Origin of the sequence: Dietzia sp., from assembly GCF_036741115.1 — a bacterium.
In the GTDB taxonomy this organism is placed as follows: Bacteria; Actinomycetota; Actinomycetes; order Mycobacteriales; family Mycobacteriaceae; genus Dietzia.
In genome coordinates, this window is the sequence record NZ_DAINST010000025.1 from 21396 (window position 1) to 33224 (window position 11829).

Genomic DNA, 11829 nt, shown 5'->3' on the forward strand with positions numbered 1-11829 from the left:
TGCGGCGTGCTCGATTGCGCCGAATCGGACCGCTTCGTCTCGGACATCTCAGTAACCACCCTCATGACACCCAGAACACTACCGGCGGCGCCCGACTTTTCCCCGGGGTCTGCGGCCTCCGCCGTCAGACCTGCTGTTCCCACCTCCGAAGGGGCGCCTCCATCCTGAGAATATTTCGGGTCCACGAGGTCTCGATTCGGCCTAGACGCGAACCGCGCACGACCGAAACTCCGCGCATCGAACCAGCTCAGCCCGAATTCGGTAGTCGTTCGACCGTCCATCCCGAGGCCCACGCTCAGGTCTGGGCAATCGCTGAGAATCGCGCAAGCGAGTCGAACGGGGGCGGGGAAATCCCGAGGAAGTGCCCTAAGCTGTGCCCTCGGGGGAACGCGTATGCGCTCCCGAGAAAGGTGCACGAACCGCACGACCCGCCGCGCGGGTATCCGCCGGGACTCGGTTCGCGTAGGAGGAATTGCATGCAGCAGACGATCACCACCGAGGGCCGACATGACCGTCGCGGGCGCCTCGCCGCGCTGGTGGCTCTCCCGGCCGCGGCGCTGCTCTCCATTTCCCTCGCCGCGTGTTCTTCCGACGGTGACGGCGGGACGTCCTCCGACCTCGCCGACGCCGCGGCATCGCACGAGGGCGACGCCAACAGCGGCAAGTCGCAACCCTTTGCCGGCTCGGCCTCCAAGTCCTCCGCTCCCGCCGGGGCATCCGGCGACCCGGCAAACCCGGTGGACAACCGCGATATCGCGGGCGCCGCCGGCCGCGAGGGCAACGATCCCGGGGCCGCCGGCTCCGACAAGGACGCCCCCTCCCGCTCCAACAGCGACCTCCTCCTGCGCGGCGAGGATTTCCCGGGCTGGAACTACCAGACCATCGACCCCTCCGAGGGCGTCGCGGCGGCGCAGAAGATCTCCGAGGCGATGCGTAGCCTCAAGGTCGACCCGCCCGAGTGCACCGATATCGCCGTGGGCTCCCCCGCGATTCCCGACGGCGCGGCCGCTGCGCAGATCCAGGACCCGGCATCGCAGTCTGTGTACTCGGTCATGGTGCTCGGCAAAAACGTCGACCGCGGCGCGTTCGCCGACCGCTTCCTCAACTGCCCGACCTTCACGCTTTCCGGCAGCGGGCTCACTATGCACGCCACCAACGGGCCGACCCAGACGCCGAAGATCGAGAAGGCGAACGTCCAGGGGTACCAGTCCTCGGCGACCTCCCGGGTCGACGCGCTGGATCAGGAGCAGGCGCAGAGCCAGACCTTCTACCAGGTCACCACCCGTGGGATCACCTTCCGCGTGAGCGCCCTGCAGATGGCCCCGACCACGGACGAGGCCACCATCAAGGCGCTCAACGGCATCACCTCGCGCCAGGCTTCGAAGATCCTCGACGCGTAGCGCCGACTAGCAGCAACCAGCGGTAGCGCCGACTAACCCAGCCCGGACGCGAACCCCTCGAGATCGGCGAGGAACCGCTCCGGGGCCTCGGCGAACGGAGCGTGCGCGACTTCCGGATAGAACTCGAGCCGCGCGCCGAGCGTCTCGGCGTTCGCCTCGGCAGCCGAAGGCAGGACGATCCCGTCGGCCGCGCCGTGGATCACGAGCGCGGGCAGCCCGAGCCTGGCGAGCGCCTCGTCGTTGTTCACGCGCCGTGCAAACATCGCCGCACGTACATACGGCGAGGTCGACAGCGAGATCCCGAAGATCCGCTGCTGCGCCTCCCCCGCGCTCTGGGCGAACATGTCGGCGCCGAAGCTCCCCAGCGCGGCGATCGCGCGCTTGGGGTTAGGGTCTGCGGCACCGGCGCCTGCGCGCATCATCGCCTCCCCCACTGCGCCTCCGGGCGCGCGCGAGATCGAGGTCACGGCGCCGCAGAGCACGACGCCGCCGAAGCGCTCGGTCCCCGCGTGCGTCAGATGATCGCCGACCACGATCCCGCCGTAGGACCAGCCGAGGATGATCGCGCCCGAGCCGGCGCCGATGCCGGCACCGTCGAGCACGGCACCGACGTCGTCACTCCACTGCTGCGAAGAGTCGTAGCCGGAAGCCGCGACATCGCTCGCTCCGTGCCCGCGCAGGTCCATCGCCACGATCCGGAACGTCGGCGCGAGAGCAGCGAGCAGCTCCGGCCCCCACGCGAGCGAGGACTGCGCCCACCCGTGCACGAGCACGAGCGGCCGCCCCTCGGGGTTCCCGCCCGTGCGGTAGGCGATCCGGGCACCGTCCGTGGACAGTGCGGTATGGCAATCCATGCTGACGGCGGGCGGCGGGGTGTCCCCTGCCCGTTCCGGTTTCGCTTCGTTCATGCCTCAAGGGTGCCACGGACGGGCGCGGCGCCAGTGCCGTTCCTCGCACCCCGGCGGCCGCCGTGGCGTGCGGCGCCGGCGAGCGGGCGTAACCTCGGCCGCATGACGACCCCCAGCGATTCAGACACCAGTGCCGCCGCGGGCATGAGCTCGCGCGAGGCCGAACAGGCCGCCACCGGCCCCGAGCTCTACAGCGCGGCCGCGCAGACCCTCGACGCCGTCCCGGCGTCCACGAAGATCGCCGTGATCTCCGGCGCCTCCTCGGGCTTCGGCGCCGCGATCGCGCGCGAACTCGCAGGACAGGGCATGCACGTCGTGCTCGGCGCCCGCCGCTACGACCGCGTCGCCGCGCTAGCCGAGGAACTCGGCGGGACCGCGGTCCCCCTCGATATCACCGACACCGCCCAGGTCGCGGCGCTCGCCGGGATCCTTCCGCGCGTCGATGTCCTGGTGAACAACGCCGGTGGCGCAAAGGGGCAGACCTCGGTGATGGACGCCGACATCGAGCAGTGGCGCTGGATGTGGGAGACCAACGTCCTCGGCACGCTACATATGTTGAGGGCGCTCATGCCCAAGGTCGTCGCCTCGGGCGACGGACTCGTCGTGACGGTCACGTCGGTCGCCGCGCTCGAAGCCTACGACAACGGCTCGGGGTACACCTCCGCGAAGCACGCGGAGTCCGTGCTCCACCAGACCCTGCGCGGCGAGTTCCTCGGCCAGCCGGTCCGCTTCTGCGAGATCATGCCCGGCCTTGCCGAGACCGAGTTCTCGCTGGTCCGCTTCGATGGCGACCCCGAGGCCGCGAGCAAGCCGTACGCCGGGCTCACCCCACTCGTCGCCAAGGACATCGCCGAGGTCGTGGGCTTCGTCGCATCGCGGCCGTCGCACGTCAACCTCGACAGAATCGTCATCAAGCCCCGCGCGCAGCACTCCGCGCAGCGCGCCCACCGCGAGTAGGCGCCGTGCGCGAGCACACGCCGAGCAGGCGTCCCGAGGTCTTCGATATCGCGGCGTCCGCCGTCAACAATTCGAACTACCGGACGGTCGAGTGGACGGGCCGGCACCTGCAGGTGACCCTGATGCGCATCGCCCCCGGGGAATCGATCGGGGCGGAGGTACACCAGGAGACCGATCAGTTCCTGCGCGTCGAGGCCGGCGAGGGCGAGGCGCGGCTCGGCCCCGCGGACGGCGAATGGGAGCAGGTCGTCGCCGTGCGCCCGGGCTGGGCGCTGTGCGTGCCTGCGGGGACGTGGCACGACGTGGTGAATACGGGCGATTCGGCGCTCGCGCTGTATTCGATCTACGCGCCCGTGCACCACGCCGAGTCCGCCGTGCACCCGAGCCGCGAGCTCGCCGAAGCCGACGAGCGCGCAGGGCGCGATGACCCGCCGCGCTGGGCGGTCCGCGCCGTCGATCCCATGGTGGAATGAGCGCATGCCGAAATCCATGCCCGCAGGCCAGAACGCTTCCGACCCCGAGCAGATCGACGCCCTGATCGCCGGGATCGACGATTGGCGCGGCCCGCTGCTCGGCCGCCTCCGCGAACTGATCAAGGAGGCCGCGCCGGACGTCGTCGAGTCGTGGAAGTACATGGGCAGCCCGGTGTGGGAATCGGACGGGACCTTCGCCGTGGGCAATGCGCACAAGGAAAAGGTCAAGCTCACGTTCTCCGACGGCGCCTCGCTGCCCGACCCCGCCGGGCTGTTCAACAACGGCAACGGCAAGTCGTGGCGGGCAATCGACCTGCACGAGGGCGATTTTGTGGACGAAGGCGCGTTCTGCGAGCTCGTTCGGGCGGCGGTCGAGTACCGCCACGAGGTGAAGGCGGCCAAGGCGCAGTCGAAGGCGAAGCCGGCGAAGAAGACGGAGTCGGAGCCAGCGAAGTCGGCTCGATCCGCCACACCCAAGCCCACAGACGCGTAACCCGGCGTCCACGCCCGCGGCCCGGGGTGCGCAACTCGTACGCCGTCATCCGGTTCCCGATCCGGTGCATGATGTGGGACAGAGACCTACCGCACGACCTGGACGCAATCGCCCCCACGACCCACGAGGAGCCTCATGCCCGAAACGCCTGGCGGACTCTCCGCGTTCCTGCGCCCGCCCACGCTCCCCGATGTCGAAGAGGGTCTCGCCGTGGTCACCGGAGCGAGCTCCGGCATCGGCGGACTCGCGGCGAAGCGCCTCGCCGAGCGCGGCTTCCGCGTGATCGGCACAAGCCGCTCGCCGGGCCGCAGCGATGATCCGCGCATCGAGATGCGCCGCCTCGACCTCGCCTCGCCCGAATCGATCGCCGAGTTCGTCGATTCCCTCGAGGAGCCGGTCTCGGTGCTGGTCAACAATGCCGGCGAGAGCCAGTCCGGGGCCACCGAGGAACTCCCGCGCGAGGCGCTCGAGCGACTCGTGCAGGTCAATTACATCGGGCATATCGAGGTAACCCAACGCTTGCTGCCCGCGATGCGTGCGGCCGGCCGGGGCCGGATCGTCATGGTCGGCTCGATGCTCGGTTCGTTCCCGCTCGCCTATCGCGGCTCGTACGCGGCGACGAAGGCCGCGATCAAGGCGCACGGCTTCGCGCTGCGCCGCGAGGTCCGGCGATTCGGGATCGGGGTCTCCGTGGTCGAACCCGGCGCGATCAACACGGGCATCTCGCAGCGGCGCACGAAGTATGTCGACCCCACCGGCCCCTACTCCGGCGAGTTCGAGACCATGATCGACCACCTCGACGCCAACGAGTCCACCGGCATCTCCACGGAGTCGCTCGTCGAAGAGCTACTCAAGGCCGTGACCGACCCGCGTCCCAAGGCCTTTTACGCCGCCGGCTCTTCCGCGCCGACGGCCTTCGCCGCGCAGCGCGGTCTACCTGTGGAGATCATGCAGAACATCGTCCACCGCAGACACGGCTTGTAACCTCGCGGCCATGGCACGTCCCGAATAGACGGGGCCCGTGCCCACCAGACCCCGCATCCGGCAGCCCCCCCTTCCCCGTAAGCCCCAAGGAGACCACATGTCCGTCCTTTCTTTTGCCAACTCTGCCCTCCTCGCCGTCGCCTTCGGCGGCGCTGGCTACGCCAAAGTCACCGAGCAGCAGCCGATGCTCGATACCGCCGAGCACCTCGGCTACGAGAACGACGAGTTCAAGCTCATCGGTGCGCTCGAGCTCGCCGGCGCCGGCGGGGTGCTCGTGGGTCAGAAGGCGCCGCTCGTCGGCGCCGCGTCCTCGGCCGGCTTCACTGTCGCGATGGCCCTCGCCGTGAGCGAGCACCTCGCTGCCGACGACGAGCCGAAGGACTTCGCGCCGGCCGCCGTGCTGTGCGCGCTCTCGGCGAGCGCCACCGTCCTATTCCTCGCCGAGGCCGCAAAGAAGCGCAAGGCTAAGAAGGCCGCAAAGAAGGCGAAGAAGGGCAAGTAGCCCGAGCTCCCCGCCCGGCGCGGGTGTCGCGCGTCGGTCCTCATCGCGACTGGCGCGCCGCTTCGTCCTCCAGCGCGCGGGCGAACGCCTTCGCGAATTCCCGTGCGAGACCGCCGGGAAGCCGCGCGTAATTGAGGATGACGCCGGACAGCGCGAACCGCGTGGACTGCGAGCTCAGCGCGCGCGTCTGCCACCCGGCGACGGCCAGCGCATCGGCGAGCCGGGCGTCGTCCACCCCGGGCGTGAGCACGCACAGGTGGAGCCCCGCCTCGACCCCCGTGATCTCCGCGCCGGGGCAGTGCTCACGGAGGGCCGCGACGAGCCGCGCCCGCCGGTCGGAATAGGTCCGCGCCGCCCTCGCGAGGTGCCGGTCCATCGCGCCGTCGGCGATGAACGCGGCGAGCGCCTCCGCGGGCAGCGCCGACGGCCCGCGGCGGTGCACGGCGAGCCAGCGCCGCAGCTCCCGTCCCAGGCGTTCCGGTGCCGCGCACCACGCGACGCGCAAGTCCGGCGCCACCGATTTCGACGACGTTCCCACGTACGCGACGTGCTCGGCGGCGTCCGGCAGGGTCGCGAGCGCGGGCAGCGGGGCGACCCCGTAGCGGTACTCGCCGTCGTAATCGTCCTCGATCACCAGCGATCCGGTCTCGCTCGCCCACCGCGCGAGCGCGACCCGGCGCTCGACGCTCATGCGGTGGCCCAGCGGGTAGTGATGCGCCGGCGTCACATAGACGATCCCCCGCTCGCGCCCGAGCAACTCCGCGTCGAGGCCGTCGGGATTCGCCGGATAGAAGCGTAGGTCGAGCCCCTGCTCCCGCGCCATGAGCAGCGCGCCGCGGTAGCCCGGGTCTTCTATGTGGAACGGCACGGCCCCCTTCCCCGACTCCCGCCCCGCCTCCGCACAGAAGGCCGCGCACAACGCGGCCACCGCCGATCGCGAGCTGTCGAAGAGGAGGGGGTCCCGCGCGCTCAACCCCCGATGACGGCGAAGGTGCCCCCTCAGTTCCCGCCGTAGGTTCGCGCTCGGTTCTTCCCACGGGTTGACGCCGAGCAACGACGCCCCCGCAGCCGCTCTCACCGCCCGCCGCCACTCTTTTTCGTCGACTAGGCCGGCGTCGGGGATGCCCGGCCGCAGATCTCGTGGGCTGCGCGCCTCGCCCTGCTCCGGCGCCACCGGCGCGGCCGGCTCGGTTCCAGTGCGCGTCCTCGCCCCGGCGCGCGCTGCCCGTCCCGCGCCTTCGCTCACGCGCGTCCCCGATCCCCCGCGCGTGGAGACGAAGCCCGCCGCGGCGAGCTCGTCGAACGCGCGCACGACCGTCCCGCGTGAGAGCCCGGTCTGCGCCGCGAGCGCACGGGAGGCGGGGAGCCAGTCGCCGTCGGCGAGCGCACCGGAGACAATCAGCGACACCACTCCCTCGACGACTCCCTCCGCCGAGTCGACCTCGCCGAGCGCGAGGTGGGTGGCGCGTGCGTTCCGGCTCATGCCGAAAGCATAAGTGGTTCGCGATTCTGCGTGGAATTGGCCCTTTCTACAGGTCCATTTTTTCGTTGTACTGGATCTACACACGGCAGTTCCACGCACGACGGCACGCCCAGATGGAACATGCAGAGACAGGAGCCCACATGGATGCGCAACCCACTCCTACCGCGAATACTCCGTTCGCCCAGTCGAAGCGGCTCGCCGACGTCACCTACGACGTGCGCGGCCCGATCCTGCAGGAAGCCGCGCGCATCGAGGCGGAGGGGCACGAGATCCTGCGCCTCAACCTCGGCAACATGTACCCGTTCGGGCTCGAAGCGCGCGGGGACATCGTCGCGGCGGTGACCGACAGCATCGAGCCCGCCGAGGCGTACTCGGACTCCAAGGGAATCCTCGCCGCGCGCCAGGCAGTCGCCGCGCACTACGAATCCGTCGGCGTGCGCCCGGGTATCGACCCCGAGAACGTCTTCCTCGGCAACGGGGTGTCCGAGCTCATCACCCTCGCGCTCCAGGCGATCGTCGACCCGGGCGACGAGATCCTCGTCCCCGCTCCCGACTACCCCACCTGGACGGGCGCGGTGAACCTCACCGGCGGCGTCCCCGTGCACTACCTCGCGAACGAGGCCAACGACTGGAACCCGAGCCTCGAAGACATCGCCGCGAAGATCACCCCGCGCACCAAGGCCCTCGTGCTCATCAACCCGAACAATCCCACGGGCGCCGTGTACAGCGAGGAGATCGTGCGCGGGATGGCCGAGCTCGCGCGCCGCCATGACCTCATCCTGCTGTCCGACGAGATCTATGAACACCTCACCTTCGGCGGCGCGCAACACCATCACGCGGCGATCGCCGCCGGCGGCGATGTCCTGTGCCTCACCTTCGGCGGCCTGTCGAAGGCGTTCCGCGTATGCGGTTTCCGCGCGGGCTGGCTCGCGGTGTCGGGTCCGGTCGAGTGCGCCACCGATCTCCTCGAGGGCATCGGCCTGCTCTCCAACATGCGCGTGTGCCCGAACGTGCCGGGCCAGTACGCGATCCCCGCCGCGCTGTCGATTCCCGCCGAGGACCTCCAGGAGGTCGTCGATCCCGGCGGCTCGCTCGCCGATCGCGTGACGGCGACCGCCGCGCTTCTCGGGGAGATCGACGGCGTCTCGTGCGTGGCCCCGAAGGGCGCGCTGTACTGTTTCGCCCGCTACGAGCCGGCCGAGTTCGACTTCGCCGACGATGAAGCCTTCGCCCTCGCCCTCCTGCGCGAGGAGAACATCTTGGTCACGCGCGGCACCGGATTCAACTGGCCCCAGTCCGACCATTTCCGCATCGCCTGCCTGCCCGACAAGGCCACCCTCGCCGGCGCCGTCGCCCAGATCGGCGACTTCCTCGACCGCCACCGGACCGGCCTGGCGACTACGCCCTAGGCGTTCTCCTTTCGGAACACGTGGGTGCCCCACGCGATGCCGGCGATGAACATAGCCGCAGCCCAGAGCAGCGCCCAAAGCGTGGTCGAATCGAAGGCCGTCCCGCCGAAGGCACCGCGGACGCCGTCGACGATGTAGCGGGTGGGCATGAAGTCGGAGACCCTCTGCAGCCAGTCCGGGCCGATGGTCATCGGCAGGAGAATGCCGGAGAGGAGCAGCACCGGCATCATCAACATGTTGGTGAGCGGGGCCATGACGTTCTCGCTCTTCGCGGTGAGCGCCAGCGCGTTCGACGCGCCCGCCGCCGCGGCGCCGGTGAGCAGCGTGATGAGGATGCCCAGCACCACGCCGAGAATCGGGGCATCCATGCCGAAAGCGTAGCCCAGCCCCACGAGGATGAGCGCCTGCACGAAGATCTGCAGCACGTCTCGCATGAGCCGGCCAAAGAGCAGCGCCGTGCGGTTCGCCGGCGTGACCCGCTCCGCCTCGATGACCCCCTCGCGCCATTCGGCGATGAGCCCGAAGCCCGCGAACAGCGCGCCGAACAGGCCGAGCTGGACGAGGAGGCCCGGCACGAAGAACGTGTAGGCATTGACGGCGCCGAACTGGGCCGTCATCGGCTCGAGAAGCGGCGCGAACAGCACGAGATAGAGGACCGGCTGCATGACGCCGATGAGAACCCACGCGGGATTACGCAGGTTGATTCGCATTTGGCGGCGGAAAATGATGAATGAATCCTGGAAGAAGCGCATCGAGGAAGCCTGCTTTCTGGTGCCTGAACTTGCCTACGAATCGCGCAGGGATCGACCGGTGAGCTCGAGGAAGACATCGTCGAGCGTGGGGTGGGTGACATCGAGAGATTCGAGACCGATGCCGGCGGCCTCGAGCGAGCCCACGATCCCCGGGAGCGCGCGGCCGGCCTGCGGGATGCGGGCGGAGACCTGGCTACCGTCCACCGCCACCTCCCCTTCTGCGCCTGCGTTATCGAGCACCTGCGCGGCGCCGGATGCCGAGCCCGGATCGGCAACGGTGAGCACCACGAGATCGCCCGCGACCTGTGCCTTGAGGTTCTTCTGCGTGTCCGAGGCGACGATCTTGCCGTGGTCGATGACCACGAGGCGATCGCTGAGCGCATCAGCCTCGTCGAGGTAGTGAGTGGTGATGACGATGGTGGCGCCGTGGTTCTCGCGTAGACCCCGGATGTGCTCCCAGAGGTTGGCGCGCGCCTGCGGATCGAGGCCCGTGGTGGGCTCGTCGAGGAAGACGAGCCGCGGCCGGTGCACGAGGCCCATGGCGATATCGAGGCGGCGCCGCTGTCCACCGGACATCTTCGACGGCTTGCGTTCCCACATTCCCTCGAGATCGAGCTGCGCGAAGAGCTCCTCGGCCCGCGCCGTGACCTCCTTGCGGCCCAGCCCGTAGAGCATGCCGTGGTCGACGATCTCCTCGCCTGCGCGGACCTCGTTGCCCGTGGAGCCGACCTGCGAGACGTAGCCGATGTTCTTGCGCACCTCGCGCGACAGCGTGAGCACATCGAAGCCCGCTACGCGTGCCTCGCCCGCCGTGGGGCGCAGCAGCGTGGTGAGCATCCGCAGCGTAGTGGTCTTGCCCGCGCCGTTTGGCCCGAGGAAGCCGAGGATTTCGCCCTCGGCGACATCGAGATCAACTCCATCGACCGCCTTGACGTCGACCTTCTCCTTGCCCTTGCGGGTGCGGAACGTCTGTTCCAGGCCCCGCGCCCTGATCATCTCCACGATGGTGGTTCCCACTTCTGTAGTAAGTAATCCGATTGCGCACACGTTTCGCCGCCGGCAACGCACGACCATGCCCGAACAGCCTGCAACTCTGACGCTGTGTGAGGGCAAGCCGCCTTGGAACACCACGGAGGAACACCACGGAGAAAGACGGGAGGCTGAGCAGGCCGCCCGATCGCTCTCAAGCGACCGAGGTAAACATACGCGGCGCCTCCGACTTTTCGCAGAATGTCGGGAGCACACTGCATCTCGACGCGATTTACCGCCCACCAAGCGCCCCGTGCGAACCCGCGCAGCGCCGCCGCCGATCGGTTAACGTCCCGCACATGCAGCCTCGTCACTTCACCGCATTCGCCTCGCTCGCCGCGGTCGCGGCCCTGCTCGCCGCCGCCTGCTCCTCCGGGGATGACGACGGAGCTCCCGGCCCCGGCACCCCCTCCGATTCCTCGAGCATGGAAAGATCCGCCGCCGCATCCTCCCCGGCGGCGAAGGTCACGACAGTCCCCGCGGACGAGTTCTCCGTCCTAAATCAGCACATCCTGTCGTTCACGACCGCCGCGGGTGGCACGGGCACCTGCGTGTTCACCGAGGAGGTGGCGACGTGCACGGGCAAGGCGCCCGCGGACGTTCCCGACGTCGAGATACCACCGTTCCCCAAGGGCCGCCCCGGCGCCGCGACGGTGTCGGCGGACGGCGTGCGATACACGAACCTCGAGGGCGTCCCGCCTGCGAAGCGGGCGCTTGGCTCGAACGAGCGGGTCGAGCTCGACCAGGTCGCCTGCGAGTCCGACGCCAAGGCCGAGCCCACGTGCAGCGTCGGCGCCAACGCGATCCACCTGAGCGGGGCGGGCCCCGACCTCACCGCGAGCGGGACCGTGGTGGTCGCCGCACCGAGCAGCGCACCGACAAGCAAGTCGGCAGCTAGCGACACTGCGATACGCAGCGCCCCGAGCACGCCCACCGAGACGAACCTCGACGGCGATTACTCGGAGGACGACAACCCTGTCGCCGCCGGCACGATGTGCGGGGCGGCGTCGGGAAACACGCTCGTCGAGGTCGAATCCGGAGAGATCTCCTGCCCAGACGCGGAAGCGATCATCGACGAATACACGGCGCGCCGCCACGCCGAAGGCGGCGGGAACACACTTGCCATGGGTTTCCGAGGCTGGAGCTGCTCGAGCCCCACGGCGGGCCGTTCGGCCGAACTCAACGCAAGCATCGTCTGCGACGGCCCCGCCGGTGAGCGCCTCCTCGCGCCGTAATACCCAAGAGTTTTCGACCCGCAACACCTAGCAGCCACGCAATGATCGCCGCCAGCATCATCGGCGCCGAAGCCATGTTCTGGATCCTCCTCCTCGGTGGCCTGGCTGTCCGCTATCCGCTGCGGCGGAAACGGATCGGACTCGCGATGCTCGCACTCACCCCGGTCGTCGACGCGGCTCTCATCGCACTGACGTACGTCGACA

General features: G+C 69.5%; 12 protein-coding genes. 8 read left to right on the forward strand and 4 right to left on the reverse strand.

The features are described 5' to 3' along the window. Positions 1-476: 476 nt before the first annotated feature. Positions 477-1400, forward strand: a complete 924-nt coding sequence (locus V7E05_RS05830) for a hypothetical protein (protein WP_333618730.1) — start codon at positions 477-479, stop codon at positions 1398-1400. 32 nt (positions 1401-1432) lie between these two features. On the opposite strand, the gene V7E05_RS05835 is transcribed toward V7E05_RS05830, so the two are convergent. Then, positions 1433-2308 (reverse strand): alpha/beta fold hydrolase, encoded by an 876-nt coding sequence (locus tag V7E05_RS05835; protein WP_333618731.1) that lies wholly within the window; start codon positions 2306-2308, stop codon positions 1433-1435. A 102-nt stretch (positions 2309-2410) separates the two neighbouring features. On the opposite strand from V7E05_RS05835, the gene V7E05_RS05840 reads away from it, so the two are divergent. The 5 genes from V7E05_RS05840 (at position 2411) to V7E05_RS05860 (ending at position 5717) form a co-directional block, all read left to right on the forward strand. Then, positions 2411-3265: an SDR family oxidoreductase gene (locus V7E05_RS05840; protein WP_333618732.1), complete on the forward strand. Its 855-nt coding sequence runs from the start codon at positions 2411-2413 to the stop codon at positions 3263-3265. A 5-nt stretch (positions 3266-3270) separates the two neighbouring features. After that, entirely contained in the window at positions 3271-3738 is a 468-nt protein-coding gene (locus V7E05_RS05845) for a cupin domain-containing protein (protein ID WP_333618733.1), read from the forward strand. Positions 3739-3742: 4 nt separating this feature from the next. Next, complete coding sequence (locus tag V7E05_RS05850; protein WP_333618734.1) at positions 3743-4231, forward strand: DUF1801 domain-containing protein; 489 nt, start codon at positions 3743-3745, stop codon at positions 4229-4231. 135 nt (positions 4232-4366) lie between these two features. Beyond that, positions 4367-5215, forward strand: a complete 849-nt coding sequence (locus tag V7E05_RS05855; RefSeq protein ID WP_333618735.1) for an SDR family oxidoreductase — start codon at positions 4367-4369, stop codon at positions 5213-5215. A gap of 97 nt (positions 5216-5312) precedes the next feature. Beyond that, positions 5313-5717 (forward strand): DoxX family protein, encoded by a 405-nt coding sequence (locus tag V7E05_RS05860; RefSeq protein ID WP_333618736.1) that lies wholly within the window; start codon positions 5313-5315, stop codon positions 5715-5717. Positions 5718-5757: 40 nt separating this feature from the next. Here the strand turns inward: V7E05_RS05860 and V7E05_RS05865 are convergent, their stop codons facing one another. Beyond that, positions 5758-7200 carry an aminotransferase-like domain-containing protein gene (locus V7E05_RS05865; protein WP_333618737.1) on the reverse strand — a complete coding sequence of 481 codons (1443 nt, stop codon included), beginning with the start codon at positions 7198-7200 and terminating at the stop codon, positions 5758-5760. 140 nt (positions 7201-7340) lie between these two features. Here V7E05_RS05865 and V7E05_RS05870 point away from each other — a divergent pair, with 140 nt between their 5' ends. Beyond that, positions 7341-8609 (forward strand): aminotransferase class I/II-fold pyridoxal phosphate-dependent enzyme, encoded by a 1269-nt coding sequence (locus V7E05_RS05870; RefSeq protein ID WP_333618738.1) that lies wholly within the window; start codon positions 7341-7343, stop codon positions 8607-8609. On the opposite strand, the gene V7E05_RS05875 is transcribed toward V7E05_RS05870, so the two are convergent. Together V7E05_RS05875 and V7E05_RS05880 are read right to left on the reverse strand one after the other, a co-directional pair. After that, entirely contained in the window at positions 8606-9361 is a 756-nt protein-coding gene (locus V7E05_RS05875) for an ABC transporter permease (RefSeq protein WP_333618739.1), read from the reverse strand. The two genes, V7E05_RS05870 and V7E05_RS05875, sit on opposite strands and share 4 nt — an antisense overlap. Before the next feature lie 33 nt (positions 9362-9394). Continuing rightward, complete coding sequence (locus V7E05_RS05880; protein ID WP_333618743.1) at positions 9395-10357, reverse strand: ATP-binding cassette domain-containing protein; 963 nt, start codon at positions 10355-10357, stop codon at positions 9395-9397. A 332-nt stretch (positions 10358-10689) separates the two neighbouring features. Here V7E05_RS05880 and V7E05_RS05885 point away from each other — a divergent pair, with 332 nt between their 5' ends. Next, positions 10690-11625, forward strand: a complete 936-nt coding sequence (locus tag V7E05_RS05885) for a hypothetical protein (RefSeq protein ID WP_333618740.1) — start codon at positions 10690-10692, stop codon at positions 11623-11625. The last annotated feature ends 204 nt before the right edge of the window (positions 11626-11829 follow it).